This window comes from Spongiibacter sp., from assembly GCF_984394615.1.
Map to the genome: position 1 here is coordinate 1 of NZ_CFHTQA010000061.1, position 14268 is coordinate 14268.

General features: G+C 53.2%; 28 protein-coding genes. All 28 read left to right on the top strand.

The window, feature by feature from the left end; translation table 11 throughout:
• Positions 1-295 precede the first annotated feature (295 nt).
• The 28 genes from rpsJ (at position 296) to rplQ (ending at position 14131) form a co-directional block, all read left to right on the top strand.
• Positions 296-607: a 30S ribosomal protein S10 gene (gene rpsJ / locus AC5DB9_RS15660; protein ID WP_022960525.1), complete on the top strand. Its 312-nt coding sequence runs from the start codon at positions 296-298 to the stop codon at positions 605-607.
• Between the two features lie 114 nt (positions 608-721).
• Complete coding sequence (rplC, locus tag AC5DB9_RS15665; protein ID WP_022960526.1) at positions 722-1366, top strand: 50S ribosomal protein L3; 645 nt, start codon at positions 722-724, stop codon at positions 1364-1366.
• An 11-nt stretch (positions 1367-1377) separates the two neighbouring features.
• Positions 1378-1998: a 50S ribosomal protein L4 gene (gene rplD, locus AC5DB9_RS15670; protein WP_022960527.1), complete on the top strand. Its 621-nt coding sequence runs from the start codon at positions 1378-1380 to the stop codon at positions 1996-1998.
• On the top strand, positions 1995-2291 hold the full coding sequence (gene rplW / locus AC5DB9_RS15675; RefSeq protein ID WP_022960528.1) for a 50S ribosomal protein L23: 297 nt from the start codon (positions 1995-1997) through the stop codon (positions 2289-2291). The genes rplD and rplW overlap by 4 nt, the downstream gene beginning before the upstream one ends.
• 17 nt (positions 2292-2308) lie before the next feature.
• Positions 2309-3133, top strand: a complete 825-nt coding sequence (gene rplB / locus AC5DB9_RS15680; RefSeq protein ID WP_022960529.1) for a 50S ribosomal protein L2 — start codon at positions 2309-2311, stop codon at positions 3131-3133.
• A 30-nt stretch (positions 3134-3163) separates the two neighbouring features.
• Positions 3164-3439, top strand: a complete 276-nt coding sequence (gene rpsS, locus AC5DB9_RS15685) for a 30S ribosomal protein S19 (protein WP_022960530.1) — start codon at positions 3164-3166, stop codon at positions 3437-3439.
• Positions 3440-3464: 25 nt separating this feature from the next.
• Complete coding sequence (gene rplV / locus AC5DB9_RS15690) at positions 3465-3803, top strand: 50S ribosomal protein L22 (RefSeq protein WP_022960531.1); 339 nt, start codon at positions 3465-3467, stop codon at positions 3801-3803.
• Positions 3804-3816: 13 nt separating this feature from the next.
• Positions 3817-4491: a 30S ribosomal protein S3 gene (gene rpsC / locus AC5DB9_RS15695; protein WP_022960532.1), complete on the top strand. Its 675-nt coding sequence runs from the start codon at positions 3817-3819 to the stop codon at positions 4489-4491.
• Between the two features lie 11 nt (positions 4492-4502).
• A complete protein-coding gene (gene rplP, locus AC5DB9_RS15700) occupies positions 4503-4916 on the top strand; it encodes a 50S ribosomal protein L16 (protein WP_022960533.1) in 414 nt (137 codons plus the stop codon).
• On the top strand, positions 4916-5107 hold the full coding sequence (gene rpmC, locus AC5DB9_RS15705; protein ID WP_022960534.1) for a 50S ribosomal protein L29: 192 nt from the start codon (positions 4916-4918) through the stop codon (positions 5105-5107). The genes rplP and rpmC overlap by 1 nt, the downstream gene beginning before the upstream one ends.
• 2 nt (positions 5108-5109) lie before the next feature.
• Positions 5110-5376 (top strand): 30S ribosomal protein S17, encoded by a 267-nt coding sequence (gene rpsQ / locus AC5DB9_RS15710; RefSeq protein ID WP_022960535.1) that lies wholly within the window; start codon positions 5110-5112, stop codon positions 5374-5376.
• A gap of 57 nt (positions 5377-5433) precedes the next feature.
• Positions 5434-5802: a 50S ribosomal protein L14 gene (gene rplN, locus AC5DB9_RS15715; protein ID WP_022960536.1), complete on the top strand. Its 369-nt coding sequence runs from the start codon at positions 5434-5436 to the stop codon at positions 5800-5802.
• Between the two features lie 33 nt (positions 5803-5835).
• A complete protein-coding gene (rplX, locus tag AC5DB9_RS15720; protein WP_022960537.1) occupies positions 5836-6153 on the top strand; it encodes a 50S ribosomal protein L24 in 318 nt (105 codons plus the stop codon).
• A gap of 14 nt (positions 6154-6167) precedes the next feature.
• Positions 6168-6707 (top strand): 50S ribosomal protein L5, encoded by a 540-nt coding sequence (rplE, locus tag AC5DB9_RS15725; RefSeq protein WP_022960538.1) that lies wholly within the window; start codon positions 6168-6170, stop codon positions 6705-6707.
• Between the two features lie 12 nt (positions 6708-6719).
• Complete coding sequence (gene rpsN, locus AC5DB9_RS15730; RefSeq protein ID WP_272994075.1) at positions 6720-7025, top strand: 30S ribosomal protein S14; 306 nt, start codon at positions 6720-6722, stop codon at positions 7023-7025.
• A 53-nt stretch (positions 7026-7078) separates the two neighbouring features.
• The gene (gene rpsH, locus AC5DB9_RS15735) at positions 7079-7474 is read left to right on the top strand and encodes a 30S ribosomal protein S8 (RefSeq protein ID WP_022960540.1); all 396 of its coding nucleotides are present in this window, start codon (positions 7079-7081) and stop codon (positions 7472-7474) included.
• Positions 7475-7499: 25 nt separating this feature from the next.
• Positions 7500-8033 (top strand): 50S ribosomal protein L6, encoded by a 534-nt coding sequence (rplF, locus tag AC5DB9_RS15740; protein ID WP_028968573.1) that lies wholly within the window; start codon positions 7500-7502, stop codon positions 8031-8033.
• 10 nt (positions 8034-8043) lie between these two features.
• Positions 8044-8394 (top strand): 50S ribosomal protein L18, encoded by a 351-nt coding sequence (gene rplR, locus AC5DB9_RS15745; protein WP_022960542.1) that lies wholly within the window; start codon positions 8044-8046, stop codon positions 8392-8394.
• A 10-nt stretch (positions 8395-8404) separates the two neighbouring features.
• Complete coding sequence (gene rpsE / locus AC5DB9_RS15750; RefSeq protein ID WP_272977390.1) at positions 8405-8917, top strand: 30S ribosomal protein S5; 513 nt, start codon at positions 8405-8407, stop codon at positions 8915-8917.
• Positions 8918-8936: 19 nt separating this feature from the next.
• Entirely contained in the window at positions 8937-9113 is a 177-nt protein-coding gene (rpmD, locus tag AC5DB9_RS15755) for a 50S ribosomal protein L30 (protein ID WP_022960544.1), read from the top strand.
• A 12-nt stretch (positions 9114-9125) separates the two neighbouring features.
• On the top strand, positions 9126-9560 hold the full coding sequence (gene rplO / locus AC5DB9_RS15760; protein ID WP_272977393.1) for a 50S ribosomal protein L15: 435 nt from the start codon (positions 9126-9128) through the stop codon (positions 9558-9560).
• 10 nt (positions 9561-9570) lie between these two features.
• Complete coding sequence (secY, locus tag AC5DB9_RS15765) at positions 9571-10899, top strand: preprotein translocase subunit SecY (RefSeq protein WP_022960546.1); 1329 nt, start codon at positions 9571-9573, stop codon at positions 10897-10899.
• Between the two features lie 32 nt (positions 10900-10931).
• On the top strand, positions 10932-11048 hold the full coding sequence (rpmJ, locus tag AC5DB9_RS15770) for a 50S ribosomal protein L36 (RefSeq protein WP_084495682.1): 117 nt from the start codon (positions 10932-10934) through the stop codon (positions 11046-11048).
• 133 nt (positions 11049-11181) lie between these two features.
• The gene (gene rpsM, locus AC5DB9_RS15775; protein ID WP_022960547.1) at positions 11182-11538 is read left to right on the top strand and encodes a 30S ribosomal protein S13; all 357 of its coding nucleotides are present in this window, start codon (positions 11182-11184) and stop codon (positions 11536-11538) included.
• Between the two features lie 73 nt (positions 11539-11611).
• Positions 11612-12004 carry a 30S ribosomal protein S11 gene (gene rpsK, locus AC5DB9_RS15780; protein WP_022960548.1) on the top strand — a complete coding sequence of 131 codons (393 nt, stop codon included), beginning with the start codon at positions 11612-11614 and terminating at the stop codon, positions 12002-12004.
• Between the two features lie 23 nt (positions 12005-12027).
• Positions 12028-12648 (top strand): 30S ribosomal protein S4, encoded by a 621-nt coding sequence (gene rpsD, locus AC5DB9_RS15785; protein ID WP_022960549.1) that lies wholly within the window; start codon positions 12028-12030, stop codon positions 12646-12648.
• 34 nt (positions 12649-12682) lie between these two features.
• Positions 12683-13684 carry a DNA-directed RNA polymerase subunit alpha gene (locus AC5DB9_RS15790; protein ID WP_022960550.1) on the top strand — a complete coding sequence of 334 codons (1002 nt, stop codon included), beginning with the start codon at positions 12683-12685 and terminating at the stop codon, positions 13682-13684.
• Positions 13685-13741: 57 nt separating this feature from the next.
• Positions 13742-14131, top strand: coding sequence for a 50S ribosomal protein L17 (gene rplQ / locus AC5DB9_RS15795; protein WP_022960551.1), 390 nt, complete (start codon positions 13742-13744; stop codon positions 14129-14131).
• Positions 14132-14268: the final 137 nt, after the last annotated feature.

Below are 14268 nucleotides of genomic sequence, written 5' to 3' on the forward strand. Positions count from 1 at the left end.
CCGTGAAGGTGGTCGTACTGTCGGCGCCGGCGTGGTTGCAAAAATCGTAGAGTAATGCCTTGGCGGCCTTGTGGTCGCTGAGTGATGGAGGGGAGGCTTCGGTCTCCCTTTCTTGGTAACAATGGGTGCGATAGGCGCCCTATGGTGTGGCGGCGATGCAGTTTTTGGCTTTAAGCCAAATATCTGTTGACAGACTGTGTTTTGGTCATTAATATGCCGCTTCTTTTTTCGGGTTGTCTCGGCCGGTTGGCGCCGATAGTGGCTCGAAGCTATTTCGGGATGGGAGTTTGATCAGGTGCAAAATCAACGGATTCGCATTCGTTTAAAAGCTTTTGATCACCGCCTTATCGATGCATCTACGCAAGAGATTGTAGATACCGCTAAGCGTACTGGCGCGCAGGTTCGGGGACCAATTCCTCTGCCTACTCGCAAAGAGCGCTACACGGTTCTGGTCTCTCCGCATGTGAACAAGGATGCGCGTGATCAGTATGAGATCCGCACCCATAAGCGCATGCTGGATATCGTTGAGCCTACAGAAAAAACTGTAGACGCATTGATGAAGCTAGATCTGGCGGCTGGTGTAGAAGTACAAATTAGCCTTGGCTAATTCATTTAAAAGCTGAATTTTTTCAGACCCGCTCAGGGGCTGGCCCTGGGTTGTGTAACGCGTGAGAGCGCGGCCGTAGAGGGTTAAGCCCCGTACACTGAGAGGTTGGAGCAAATGACTATTGGTTTGGTCGGTCGTAAAAGCGGCATGACTCGCGTTTTTACTGACGACGGCGTATCTATTCCGGTAACTGTGATTGAGGTTGAGCCCAATCGCGTTACTCGTGTCAAAGCAGACGATGCTGACGGCTATCGCGCTATTCAAGTAACGGCCGGTGCTCGCAAGACATCGCGCATTTCCAAGGCTGAAGCCGGGCACTTCGCGAAAGTGGGTGTTGAGGCGGGTCGTGGCCTGTGGGAATTCCGTCTGGAAGATGGCGAAGATGCTCCCGAAGTGGGTGCTGAGCTGACTGTTGCAGCATTCGAAGCTGGTCAGAAAGTTGACGTTACTGGTCAGTCCAAAGGTAAGGGCTTCCAGGGTGGCGTTAAGCGTTGGAATTTCCGTACCCAAGACGCTACTCACGGTAACTCGCTGTCGCATCGCGCGCCGGGTTCTATCGGTCAGTGTCAAACTCCGGGTCGTGTCTTCAAGGGCAAGAAAATGGCCGGTCACATGGGCGCAGAGCGCGTGACTGTGCAGACGCTGGAAATCGTTCGCGTTGATGCCGATCGCAACCTGATTTTGATCAAAGGTGCGGTTCCCGGTGCGCCAGGCGGTGATGTATTCGTACGTCCCGCTGTTAAAGCAAAAAAATCCTAGGGGGCTAAGCAGTGGAATTGAATATTGCGAAACCCGGTAACGGTGCAGCGGCTGGAACTATCCAGGTTTCCGATGTGGCCTTTGCTCGTGAGTTTAATGAAGACCTGGTTCATCAGGTTGTAACCGCTTATCTGGCTGGTGCCCGTCAGGGCACTCGTGCTCAGAAGACTCGCTCAGAAGTGAGCGGCGGCGGCAAGAAGCCTTGGCGTCAAAAGGGTACGGGTCGTGCCCGTGCAGGTACTATTCGCAGCCCTATCTGGCGTAGCGGTGGTGTTACTTTTGCTGCGAAGCCGCAGGACTACACCCAGAAAGTTAACCGTAAGATGTATCGTGCGGCGCTGCGCTCAATTCTGTCTGAGCTGGCTCGTCAAGAGCGCTTGGTGGTGGTTGAAGAGCTGGCTCTCGAAGCCCCGAAGACTAAGCTGTTGGTGAAGTCGCTGGGTGAGCTGGGTCTGACTGGTGCGCTGATTGTGACCGAGGAAGTGACCGGCAATCTGTATCTGGCAGCTCGTAACCTGCACGATGTTGATGTGCGCGATGTGAGTGGTGTCGATCCAGTTAGTCTGATTGGTTATGAGAAAGTGCTGATCACCGTTGCTGCACTGAAAAAATTTGAGGAGTTGCTGGGATGAATCAGGAGCGCATCTACAAGGTACTGCTCGGCCCTCACGTCTCTGAAAAAAGTGCAATGAGTGCCGAAGCTGGCAATCAAGTGGTGTTCAAAGTTTTGCCGACGGCTACCAAGCTTGAAATCAAGCATGCCGTAGAAAAACTGTTCAAGGTGGAAGTGGTTGATGTTCGCACCGTGAATATGAAAGGCAAAGTGAAGCGCAATCGCTTTGGTTTGAGCAAAAAGCCGAATTGGAAGAAGGCTTATGTAAGCCTGGTGCAAGGTCAGGAAATCGACTTTGCAGTCGCTGAATAAGTCTGGAGCTGAGTCAAATGGCAATTGTTAAAAGTAAACCGACTTCTCCTGGCCGCCGCTTCGTTGTTCGCGTAGTTAACGCGGAGCTGCACAAGGGTGCACCTCACAAGGCGTTGGTAGAGAGTCAGTCGCGTAACGGCGGTCGTAACAACAAAGGCCGTATTACTACGCGCCACGTTGGTGGTGGTCACAAGCAGCACTACCGCCTGATCGATTTCAAGCGCAACAAAGACGGTATTCCCGCTGTTGTTGAGCGCCTGGAATACGATCCGAACCGTACTGCGTTTATTGCATTGCTGAAATATGCCGACGGTGAGCGTCGTTACATCATCGCTCCCAAAGGTGTATCTGCTGGTGATGAGCTGTTCTCTGGTGAAGCGGCGCCGATTAAGGCGGGTAATACCCTGCCGCTGCGCAACATTCCAGTGGGTAGCACGATTCACTGCATCGAAATGAAGCCAGGTAAAGGCGCGCAGATCGCGCGTAGTGCCGGCGCTTCTGTGCAGTTGGTCGCTCGTGAAGGCCAATATGCCACTGTGCGCCTGCGCAGCGGCGAAATGCGCAAGATTCTGGCTGAGTGCCGCGCCACGTTGGGCGAGGTATCTAACAGCGAGCATAGCCTGCGCAAGTTGGGTAAAGCCGGTGCGGCGCGTTGGCGCGGCGTTCGTCCCACCGTTCGCGGTGTTGCGATGAACCCCGTTGATCACCCACACGGTGGTGGTGAAGGTCGTACCTCTGGTGGTCGTCATCCTGTTACACCTTGGGGTGTGCCGACCAAAGGGTATAAGACCCGTAAAAATAAGCGTACAGATAAGCTGATTGTGCGTGATCGCAGAAAGTAAACGCGCAATCAGAGTAAAGAGGATTAGCTTGTGCCACGTTCATTGAAAAAAGGACCGTTCATCGACCTTCATCTTTTGAAGAAGGTGGAAGTAGCGGTTGAGAAAAACGATCGTCGTCCGATCAAAACCTGGTCGCGTCGTTCCATGATTCTCCCCGAGATGGTCGGCCTGACCATCGCGGTACACAACGGTCGTCAGCATGTTCCGGTTATGGTTACCGAGGACATGGTTGGGCACAAATTGGGTGAATTCGCCGCTACCCGGACTTACAAGGGTCATGTGGCTGATAAAAAGGCCAAGCGTTAAGCTTGCGCTGGGAGAGGCATAGACGATGGAAGTAGCGGCACGTTTAAAAGGCGCACGTATATCCGCCCAGAAAGCCCGTTTGGTTGCTGACCAAATTCGCGGCAAGGGTGTTGAAGAGGCGCTGGATCTGTTGACGTTCAGCCCTAAGAAAGCAGCCAGCATCCTTAAAAAGGTGCTGAACTCTGCAATCGCCAACGCCGAGCACAACGAAGGTGCTGACGTTGATGAGCTGCGTGTATCGACGATTTTTGTAGACGAAGGCATGACTATGAAGCGTCTTCGTCCCCGTGCAAAAGGCCGGGCCGATCGCATTCTCAAGCGGTCTTGCCATATCACGATCAAAGTAGCCGACGGCGAAGGTTAGTAGGAGAGACCAAATGGGTCAGAAAGTACACCCGACCGGCATCCGGCTGGGAATCGTAAAAGATCACAACTCTGTCTGGTATGCAGGCAGCAAACAGTATGCGAAGCAACTGGTCACTGATCTTCAGGTTCGTGAGTACCTGGAAGAAAAGCTGTCGCACGCATCTGTAAGCCGTATCGTGATTGAGCGTCCCGCGCAAACTGCTCGCGTGACCATTCACACTGCGCGCCCCGGTATCGTGATCGGTAAAAAAGGCGAAGATGTTGAGAAGCTGCGCAAAGAGCTCAGCGATCGTATGTCAGTGCCCGTGCACATCAACATCGAAGAAGTTCGCAAGCCGGATCTGGATGCCAAGCTGGTTGCAATGAACGTTGCTCAGCAGCTGGAGCGCCGAGTGATGTTCCGCCGCGCGATGAAGCGCGTCGTTCAGAACGCCATGCGCCAAGGCGCTGAAGGCATCAAAGTTCAGGTCAGCGGCCGTGTTGGCGGTGCAGAAATTGCGCGTACTGAGTGGTATCGCGAAGGCCGTGTGCCCCTGCACACTCTGCGTGCCGACATCGATTACGCGACACACGAGGCATCGACCACCTACGGCATCATTGGTGTCAAGGTGTGGATCTTTAAGGGTGAAATCCTGGGATCCAGAAACGAGGCAGTCGAAGCCAAGGCTAAGAAAGTTTCAGAGTAAGGGTTACGCACATGTTACAGCCGAAGCGCACAAAGTTTCGCAAGGTACAGAAGGGCCGCAATCGCGGTCTGGCAGAGCGCGGCAGCCGGGTCAGCTTTGGTGATTTCGGTCTGAAAGCTGTCGGCCGTGGCCGCATCACTGCTCGCCAGATCGAAGCCGCTCGTCGTGCCATGACTCGCCACATTAAGCGTGGCGGTAAAATCTGGATTCGCGTGTTCCCAGATAAGCCAATCACTGAAAAGCCTCTTGAGGTTCGTCAGGGTAAAGGTAAGGGTAACGTTGAATATTGGGTTGCCCAAATTCAGCCCGGTAAGGTGCTGTACGAAGTGGAAGGCGTGCCCGAAGAGCTGGCGCGTGAAGCATTCGCTTTGGCAGCGGCTAAGATTCCGGTACCAACCACATTTGTTAAGCGGGTGGTGATGTAATGAAGGCTATCGAATTACGCGAAAAGTCCGTTGACGAGCTCAACGCGCAACTGCTGCAGCTGCTTGAAGAGCAATTCAAGCTGCGCATGCAGGAAAGCACCGGCCAGTTGGCGCAGACACATCTGCTGAAGCAGACTCGTCGTGAAATTGCACGCATCAAGACTGTGCTCCAAGAAAAGGCAGGTAACTAACAATGTCAGAAGCAGCAAAGAGCGCTCGTACCGCCACCGGTAAAGTTGTGAGCGACAAGATGGATAAAACCATCACTGTACTGATCGAGCGTCGTGTTAAGCACCCGATCTACGGTAAGTACATCACTCGTTCTTCCAAGATCCACGCGCATGATGAAGACAATCAGTGCAAGGCGGGAGACGTGGTAACAGTTTGTGAAACACGCCCTCTGTCTAAGAGTAAGTCTTGGACGCTGCTGCGTGTTGAAGAGACGGCTAACCAGATTTAATTTGGCCGGCGGCCTGTGTTCAAGCTTGATGCACAGTTGACTGCTTTGGAGTAAGAAATGATTCAAACAGAAAGCTATTTGGAAGTTGCAGATAACAGTGGCGCACGTCGCGTTATGTGCATCAAGGTGCTTGGCGGCTCACACCGTCGCTATGCGCGTGTCGGCGATCTGATCAAAGTCACTGTCAAAGAGGCAATTCCTCGCGGCAAAGTGAAAAAAGGTCAGGTCATGACAGCGGTTGTAGTTCGCACCAAAAAAGGTGTTCGTCGTGGCGATGGTTCGCTGATCAAGTTCGACGATAACGCCGCAGTACTGCTGAACAACAATTTGGCGCCCATCGGCACCCGTATTTTTGGGCCGGTAACCCGCGAACTGCGTGGTGAGAAGTTCATGAAGATTATCTCCCTGGCGCCCGAAGTACTGTAACGGGTACGCAGAGAGAAGACTGAGGTCAGCATAATGCGCAAGATTAAACGTGAAGACGAAGTGATCGTCTTAACCGGTAAAGACAAAGGCAAACGCGGCAAGGTACAGAAAGTACTGGATGAAAGCCGTGTGCTGGTCTCCGGCATCAATATGATCAAAAAGCACCAGCGCCCCAATCCTCAACTGGGCGTTGCAGGCGGTATCGTCGAGAAAGAGGCGCCCATCCAGGTGTCTAACGTGGCGATTTACAACCCGTCGACTAACAAGGCGGATCGGGTGGGCTTTAAGGTCGCCGAAGACGGCAGCAAAACCCGCGTATTTAAATCCAGCGGCGAAGCGATCGACGCGTAGGGGTTAGTAGAGAAATGGCACGATTAAGCGAACTGTACAACAACGAGTTGCGTGCGAAGCTCATCGAAGAGCTTGGCCTGGAAAACCCGATGGAAGTGCCCCGCATTACCAAAATCACTCTGAACATGGGTGTGGGTGAAGCGGCTGGCGACAAGAAAGTGCTCGAAGCGGCACTGGCTGACCTTGAGAAAATCAGTGGTCAAAAGCCGGTTGTTACTAAGGCGCGTAAGTCTATCGCTGGTTTCAAGATCCGCGATGGCTGGCCCATTGGTGCCAAGGTAACGCTGCGTCGTGAGCGCATGTATGAATTTCTGGATCGCCTGATCAGTGTTGCCATTCCGCGTGTTCGTGACTTCCGTGGTATCAGCCCTAAGTCATTCGACGGTCGCGGTAACTTCGCGATGGGTGTGACTGAGCAGATCATTTTCCCGGAAATCGATTACGACAAAGTAGATACGCTGCGTGGTCTGGATATCACCATTACCACTTCAGCCCGCAACGACGACGAAGGTCGTGCGCTGCTGAAAGCGTTCAACTTCCCGTTCAAAGCTTAAGGGGTTAGTGACATGGCAAAGCAGTCAATGAAAGCGCGCGAAGCTAAACGTGCTCGCGCAGTCGCCAAGTACGCCGCTAAGCGTGCTGAACTGAAAGCAATCATCGCCAGCGTTAACAGCAGTGATGAAGAAAAGTGGGACGCGCAAGTAAAACTGCAGAAGCTTCCACGTGATGCCAGTCCGATTCGTCAGCGTCGTCGCTGTCAGGTAACCGGCCGTCCGCACGGCGTTTACCGTAAGTTTGGTCTGTGCCGTAACCAACTGCGTCAAGCTGCAATGCGTGGCAATGTGCCCGGTCTGGTTAAGGCCAGCTGGTAAGTTTGAGAATTTTGCTGTCGCGCGATAAACGCGGCGATTAATGGGAGCAAAACATGAGCATGCAAGACCCTTTGGCGGATATGCTGACCCGTATTCGCAACGCTCAAATGGCCGGGAAGACCGAAGTACAAATGCCGTCTTCAAAGCTGAAAAAAGCTGTGGCTAACGTACTTGAGCAAGAAGGTTATATCAGTGCTTCGCGTGTGGACGAGAACGGCGGTAAAGCTATTCTGACCCTTGAGCTGAAGTACTTCCAAGGTAAGCCGGTAATTGCAGAGATCCAGCGCGTAAGCCGCCCTGGTCTGCGCTCTTACGCAGGTAAAGATGAGCTGCCGTCTGTTCGCGCAGGCTTGGGAATTGCCATTGTCTCCACCAGCCGTGGTGTGATGACTGACCGTGCCGCACGTGCTGCAGGTGTGGGTGGCGAAGTGCTCTGCACTGTATTCTAAATCGACGGTTAGAAGAGTTTCTGAAATGTCCAGAGTAGCGAAAAGTCCAGTGACTATCCCCAAAGGGGTTGAAGTCAAACTCGGCGCCGACAGCATTGCGGTAAAAGGCAAGAATGGTTCTATGTCTATGCCTTTGCATGGGTCCGTCGATGTGAAGCAGGAAGACGGCCAGCTCGTGTTCGCTGCGCGTGAAGGTGCAAAAGACGGTTGGGCAATGGCGGGTACCACTCGTGCACTGACCAACAACATGGTAATTGGCGTTAGCGAAGGCTTTCAGCGCAAGCTGGTCCTGAACGGTGTTGGTTATCGTGCGAAAGCAAGCGGTAAGTCAGTCAATCTGGTGCTGGGTTTCTCTCACCCCATTGACTACGATCTGCCCGAAGGTGTTACGGCAGAAACTCCCAGCCAGACAGAAATTGTGCTGAGCGGGAATGACAAGCAGGTTCTCGGCAAGGTAGCTGCGGAAATCCGCGCCTTCCGTCCGCCCGAGCCCTACAAAGGTAAAGGTGTTCGCTACGATGACGAAGTCATTCGTCGTAAAGAAGCGAAGAAAAAGTAAAGGCTAGCATATGAGCGATAAGAAAGTTTCAAGATTACGTCGTGCCCGTCGTGCTCGCGCTAAGATTCGCGAATTGCGTGCGGTTCGTCTGTGCATTCATCGCACCCCGCGCCATATGTATGCGCAACTGATTGCCGCTGAAGGTGACCGCGTTCTGGCCAGTGCTTCGACACTGGACAAAGATCTGCGTGGCACTGCTACGGGTAATGTTGCAGCGGCAGCTGGCGTCGGCAAGCTGATCGCAGATCGTGCGAAAGCTGCAGGTGTTACAAAGGTTGCTTTCGACCGTAGTGGATTCCGTTTCCACGGTCGAGTAAAAGCGCTGGCAGATGCTGCCCGTGAAGGTGGATTGGAATTCTAAGGTTTAGGCGATGGCGTATAACGAGCAGAAAGACAAAGCAAACACTGAAGGCCTCCAGGAAAAACTGGTTCAGGTTAACCGTGTTGCCAAAGTGGTCAAAGGCGGTCGTATCTTCAGCTTCACCGCATTGACTGTAGTGGGTGATGGCAACGGCAAAGTCGGTTTTGGTCGCGGCAAGGCTCGTGAAGTGCCTGTCGCCATCCAGAAAGCGATGGAAGCTGCCCGCCGTAACATGGTGCAGGTAGATATCAAAGGCGACACGATCCAGTACCCTGTTAAAGGTGTGCACGGTGCGTCCAAGGTATACATGCAGCCAGCCTCTGAAGGTACGGGTGTTATCGCCGGTGGTGCGATGCGTTCGGTACTGGAGATTGCCGGTGTTCACAACGTACTGGCTAAGTGCTACGGCTCTACCAACCCAGTAAACGTAGTGCGTGCAACCATCAAAGGACTGCAAAGCATTTCTTCTCCTGAAGAAGTCGCGGCTAAGCGTGGCAAGTCAGTAGAAGAGATCCTGGGCTAAGACAAGGGCAGGATTTGTTATGAGCAAGATTAAAGTTACACAGGTTCGCTCTATCGCGGGCCGCTTGAAGTCACACAAAGCCTGCGTAGCAGGACTGGGTCTGCGCCGTATCGGTCACACCGTCGAGGTGGAAGATACACCGTCGGTACGTGGCATGATCAATAAAGTTAACTATCTGGTACGTGTTGAGGGTTAAACAATGAGCGAGTTGCGTTTGAACACGCTGAGTCCCGCACCCGGCCGCGTTAAAGACGGCAAGCGGGTAGGACGCGGTATCGGTAGTGGTCTGGGTAAAACCGCTGGCCGTGGTCACAAAGGTCTGAAGTCTCGTTCCGGCGGCAGCGTTCGTCCCGGTTTCGAGGGTGGCCAAATGCCACTGCAAAAGCGTCTGCCCAAATACGGCTTCACCTCTCGTCTGGCAGCGGTGACTGCTCAGATCCGTAGTTCTGAGCTGAATGCCGTTGCAGAAGATGTGATCGATCTGGATGCGCTGAAACGCGCTGACCTGATCAGCAATAACATCGAGCGCGCGAAAGTATTCCTGTCTGGTGATGTGACTAAAGCAGTGACCATCAAAGGTCTTGCTGTCACCAAAGGTGCTCGCGAAGCGATCGAAAAAGCCGGCGGTAAAGTCGAGGAATAGGGATAACCCCATGGCGAAATCCAGTCCCCTGACAACTGGAAAGCAGTCCGGACTAGGCGAGCTCATGGCTCGCCTTCGTTTTCTGTTATTGGCGATAATCGTTTATCGCATCGGTACCCATATTCCGGTGCCTGGCATTAATCCGGATCAACTCGCCGCATTGTTTAATCAGAACCAGGGCACCGTTCTTGGGCTGTTTAACATGTTTTCGGGTGGTGCTCTTGAGCGTATGAGTATTCTCGCGCTGGGTATCATGCCGTACATTTCTGCATCGATCATTATGCAGCTGATGTCGGCCGTAAGCCCGCAGCTTGAAGCGCTTAAAAAGGAAGGCGAGGCAGGACGCCGTCAAATAACGCAGTACACACGTTATTTGACCGTGGCTCTCGCACTTCTGCAGGCGACCGGGATGACCGTTGGCCTGGCTAACCAGGGTTTGGCCTTTAATGCCGACCTGAGCTTCTATTTCACCGCGGTGGTTTCATTGGTTACCGGTGCGGTGTTTATGATGTGGCTGGGTGAGCAGGTTACCGAGCGCGGTATCGGCAATGGTATTTCCATGCTGATCTTTGCGGGTATTGTGGCCGGGCTTCCATCAGCAGTAGGACAGTCCCTGGAGCAGGCGCGCCAGGGCGAGCTGAATATACTGGTGCTGCTGGCTATCCTGGTTCTGGCCATCGCCGTGATTTATCTGGTGGTATTCATCGAGCGAGGGCAGCGTCGAATTACGGTGAACTATGCTAAGCAGCAGCGCGGTAATCGGATGTATCAGGCGCAGTCGAGTCACCTGCCGCTGAAGGTGAATATGGCGGGTGTTATCCCGGCAATATTCGCCAGCTCGATTCTGCTCTTCCCTGCGTCTATCGCGCAGTGGGTCGGCCAGAGTGGTGAAGGCATGGAATGGCTTCAGGAGCTTGCTCTGGCAATCGGGCCGGGCCAGCCACTGAATATCATTCTGTTCACAGCGTTAATTGTTTTCTTCTGTTTCTTCTATACGGCGTTGATGTTCAACCCTGATGAAGTCGCAGATAACCTGAAACGTTCGGGCGCGTTTTTGCCAGGAATTCGCCCCGGTAAACAGACGGCCAATTACATCGATGGCGTGCTGACTCGCCTGACCATGTTTGGCTCGCTGTACATAGCTGGCGTGTGTTTGCTGCCGCAGTTCTTGGTGGTCATGTGGAATGTGCCGTTCTATCTCGGCGGTACATCATTGTTGATTGTTGTCGTGGTGGTGATGGATTTCATGGCCCAGGTGCAATCACACATGATGTCTCACCAGTACGATTCGGTGATGAAAAAAGCAAACCTTAAAAACTACGGTAGCGGTGCCCGCTAATCACAGCGGCGCACATTGTTTGGAGTATCGTCATGAAAGTTCGCGCTTCGGTAAAAAAGATTTGCCGCAACTGCAAAATCGTTCGTCGCAAAGGTGTCGTTCGCGTTATTTGTAGCGCGGAACCCCGCCATAAGCAGCGGCAGGGCTGAGCAAAATTTGGCCGCTGGCCTTGAAACCAAGGTCGCATGCGGATAGACTACTGCGCCTTTCGCGCGGTGGTCTGTTTGGCGGGCCAGATTTTGTCAAGCGTTAACAGTTATAGCTTTAATTGGAGTAATCTGAATGGCTCGTATCGCGGGTGTTAACATACCAGATAACAAGCACGCCGTTATTTCGTTGACTTACATCTACGGAATCGGTCGTACCACAGCTAAGCAGCTGTGTGCCGGCAATAATATCGCGGAAGATGCAAAAATCGCTGATCTTTCTGAAGATCAACTGGATTCACTGCGTAACGCCATCGCCAAGATGACTGTCGAAGGTGATCTGCGTCGTGAAGTGTCTATGAACATCAAGCGTCTGCTGGACCTCGGTTGCTACCGCGGTCTGCGTCACCGTAAAGGGCTTCCCCTGCGCGGTCAGCGTACCAAGACAAACGCGCGTACGCGTAAAGGTCCTCGCAAGCCGATCCGCAAGTAATTGCAGTCTGCAACGCGCCTTTAGTGTAGCTACACCGCTAGTGTAGTGTTGATATTAGAAGCAGGAAATTAGAATGGCTAAACCAGGCAAGCAAGCGCCTCGCAAAAAAGTCAAAAAGACTGTTGTCGATGGCGTGGCGCATATTCATGCGTCCTTCAACAATACCATCATCACCATCACAGACCGTCAGGGTAACACCCTGAGCTGGGCGACTGCCGGCGGCAGTGGCTTCCGCGGCTCTCGTAAGAGCACCCCCTTTGCAGCACAGGTTGCTGCAGAGCGCGCAGGTAACGCGGCGAAAGATTATGGTCTGAAAAATCTGGACGTAGAAGTTAAAGGACCTGGCCCTGGCCGTGAGTCTGCAGTGCGTGCGCTGAATAACTGCGGTTACAAGATCACCAATATCACAGACGTGACGCCCATCCCCCACAATGGTTGCCGTCCTCCCAAGAAACGTCGCGTGTAATTAACAGTTGAGGAATATGAAGCATGGCTAGATATCTGGGCCCAAGCTGTAAATTAGCAAGACGGGAAGGCACTGACCTGTTCCTGAAGAGCGGCGTACGTCCGCTGGACTCAAAGTGCAAGGCGGAAAACGCGCCGGGTATGCACGGTGCACGTCGCGGTCGTCTGTCTGATTACGGTGTTCAGTTGCGTGAAAAGCAAAAGGTTCGTCGTATGTACGGCGTTCTGGAAAAGCAGTTCCGTAGCTACTACAAAAAAGCGGCGAGCAAAAAAGGTGCAACCGGTGAGAACCTGCTGCAATACCTCGAGAGCCGTTTGGATAACGTGGTATACCGCATCGGTTTCGGCTCTACGCGTGCCGAATCTCGTCAGTTGGTATCTCACAAAGGCATTTTGGTGAATGGTCAAACCGTTAACGTACCTTCATACCAGGTACAGCCGGGCGACGTCATCAGTCTGCGCGAAAAAGCGAAGAAACAACTGCGTGTTCAATCTGCACTGGCATTGGCCGCTCAGCGCGGCGATGTGTCTTGGATTGATGTTAACAGCGACAAAATGGAAGCTGTTTTCAAAAATGCACCAGACCGTAGCGACTTGTCTTCAGAGATCAACGAACAACTGATCGTTGAGCTTTACTCGAAGTAAGTTTCCTTCAGGACATTCTCACTACAGGTGACCTATGCAAAGTGCAGTGAATGAATTTTTAACACCGCGTGTGATTCAGGTCGAAGAGCTGGGCCAGACGCGCGCCAAAGTTACTCTGGAACCTCTCGAGCGCGGTTTCGGACATACTCTGGGCAACGCCCTGCGCCGTATTTTGCTGTCTTCCATGCCTGGTTGTGCGGTAACTGAAGCGGAGATCGACGGTGTACTGCATGAGTACAGCGCGATGGAAGGTGTGCAGGAAGACGTTATTGAAATCCTGCTGAACCTGAAAGAGGTCGCCGTGGTTCTGCACGGTAAAGACCAAGCCGTACTCAGCCTGAGCAAGAAAGGCGAAGGCCCGGTAACAGCTGGTGATATTCACACTGACCATGAAGTGGAAATCGTCAATAAAGATCATGTCATCGCTAACCTGAATTCCGGTGGTGAGTTGAACATGCGTCTGACGATTGCCCGCGGCCGCGGCTACGTGCCTGCCGACGTGCGTAACGGTGGCGAGGAAGAAACCCGTTCTATTGGCCGTCTGCAACTGGACGCCAGCTACAGCCCGATCAGCCGCGTAAGCTATGTGGTTGAGAGTGCTCGTGTAGAACAGCGTACCGACCTGGACAAGCTGGTTCTGGATCTCGAAACCAACGGCACTATCGATCCCGAAGAAGCGATCCGTCGCGCCGCGACTATCCTGCAGCAGCAGCTGGCCGTGTTTGTCGATCTGGAAAGCGAAGGCGAGAAAGAGCCCTCTCGTGAAGAAAATGAAGTCGATCCGATTCTGCTTCGCCCGGTAGATGACCTTGAGCTGACAGTGCGCAGTGCAAATTGCCTGAAAGCCGAGAACATTTATTACATCGGTGATCTGGTTCAGCGCACTGAAGTTGAGCTGCTGAAGACGCCGAACCTGGGTAAGAAGTCTCTGACCGAAATCAAAGATGTGCTGGCGTCTCGTGGACTGTCTCTGGGCCTGCGCCTGGATAACTGGCCCCCTGCTAGCCTGAGAAACGACGACCGGGTTCTGGCGTAAGCGCCGGAATCACAGATTATTTTGCTGAGATAGCAACGTTTATTAAAGGAAAAAGCCATGCGTCATCGTCATAGCGGACGTCAACTGAACCGCAACAGCTCGCATCGCAAAGCGATGTTTCGCAACATGACGGCTTCATTGGTAGAGCACGAACTGATCAAAACGACTCTGCCAAAAGCCAAAGAGTTGCGCCGCCACGCGGAGCCCCTCATTACTTTGGCTAAAACTGACAGTGTTGCCAACCGCCGTCTGGCCTTTGCCCGTCTGCGTAGCGACGAAGCTGTTGGTAAGCTGTTCAACGAACTGGGCCCCCGTTACGCGGCGCGTCCCGGCGGTTACATCCGCATCATGAAGTGCGGGCTGCGTACTGGTGACAAAGCGCCTATGGCCTATGTTGAACTGGTTGACCGCCCGGTTGCTGACGAGGTGGAGGACGACGAAGAGTAAGTACTCTTCGCGTCTATAAAAAAGCCGGCATTGCCGGCTTTTTTTTCGTCTGCGTTTTCGTTGTGGAGTTGAGCGCTTGTTTAGGTAACCGTCCGGTGAACTCACCTGCTATTTCGTGCGCTCATCCGCAATCATAG

Coding starts and splice junctions, on each gene's coding strand:
- rplC (WP_022960526.1), top strand. CDS start 722: ATGACTATTGGTTTGGTCGGTCGTAAAAGCGGCATGACTCGCGTTTTT.
- rplW (WP_022960528.1), top strand. CDS start 1,995: ATGAATCAGGAGCGCATCTACAAGGTACTGCTCGGCCCTCACGTCTCT.
- rplB (WP_022960529.1), top strand. CDS start 2,309: ATGGCAATTGTTAAAAGTAAACCGACTTCTCCTGGCCGCCGCTTCGTT.
- rplV (WP_022960531.1), top strand. CDS start 3,465: ATGGAAGTAGCGGCACGTTTAAAAGGCGCACGTATATCCGCCCAGAAA.
- rpsC (WP_022960532.1), top strand. CDS start 3,817: ATGGGTCAGAAAGTACACCCGACCGGCATCCGGCTGGGAATCGTAAAA.
- rplP (WP_022960533.1), top strand. CDS start 4,503: ATGTTACAGCCGAAGCGCACAAAGTTTCGCAAGGTACAGAAGGGCCGC.
- rpmC (WP_022960534.1), top strand. CDS start 4,916: ATGAAGGCTATCGAATTACGCGAAAAGTCCGTTGACGAGCTCAACGCG.
- rpsQ (WP_022960535.1), top strand. CDS start 5,110: ATGTCAGAAGCAGCAAAGAGCGCTCGTACCGCCACCGGTAAAGTTGTG.
- rplN (WP_022960536.1), top strand. CDS start 5,434: ATGATTCAAACAGAAAGCTATTTGGAAGTTGCAGATAACAGTGGCGCA.
- rplX (WP_022960537.1), top strand. CDS start 5,836: ATGCGCAAGATTAAACGTGAAGACGAAGTGATCGTCTTAACCGGTAAA.
- rplE (WP_022960538.1), top strand. CDS start 6,168: ATGGCACGATTAAGCGAACTGTACAACAACGAGTTGCGTGCGAAGCTC.
- rpsN (WP_272994075.1), top strand. CDS start 6,720: ATGGCAAAGCAGTCAATGAAAGCGCGCGAAGCTAAACGTGCTCGCGCA.
- rpsH (WP_022960540.1), top strand. CDS start 7,079: ATGAGCATGCAAGACCCTTTGGCGGATATGCTGACCCGTATTCGCAAC.
- rplF (WP_028968573.1), top strand. CDS start 7,500: ATGTCCAGAGTAGCGAAAAGTCCAGTGACTATCCCCAAAGGGGTTGAA.
- rplR (WP_022960542.1), top strand. CDS start 8,044: ATGAGCGATAAGAAAGTTTCAAGATTACGTCGTGCCCGTCGTGCTCGC.
- rpsE (WP_272977390.1), top strand. CDS start 8,405: ATGGCGTATAACGAGCAGAAAGACAAAGCAAACACTGAAGGCCTCCAG.
- rpmD (WP_022960544.1), top strand. CDS start 8,937: ATGAGCAAGATTAAAGTTACACAGGTTCGCTCTATCGCGGGCCGCTTG.
- secY (WP_022960546.1), top strand. CDS start 9,571: ATGGCGAAATCCAGTCCCCTGACAACTGGAAAGCAGTCCGGACTAGGC.
- rpmJ (WP_084495682.1), top strand. CDS start 10,932: ATGAAAGTTCGCGCTTCGGTAAAAAAGATTTGCCGCAACTGCAAAATC.
- rpsM (WP_022960547.1), top strand. CDS start 11,182: ATGGCTCGTATCGCGGGTGTTAACATACCAGATAACAAGCACGCCGTT.
- rpsK (WP_022960548.1), top strand. CDS start 11,612: ATGGCTAAACCAGGCAAGCAAGCGCCTCGCAAAAAAGTCAAAAAGACT.
- rpsD (WP_022960549.1), top strand. CDS start 12,028: ATGGCTAGATATCTGGGCCCAAGCTGTAAATTAGCAAGACGGGAAGGC.
- AC5DB9_RS15790 (WP_022960550.1), top strand. CDS start 12,683: ATGCAAAGTGCAGTGAATGAATTTTTAACACCGCGTGTGATTCAGGTC.
- rplQ (WP_022960551.1), top strand. CDS start 13,742: ATGCGTCATCGTCATAGCGGACGTCAACTGAACCGCAACAGCTCGCAT.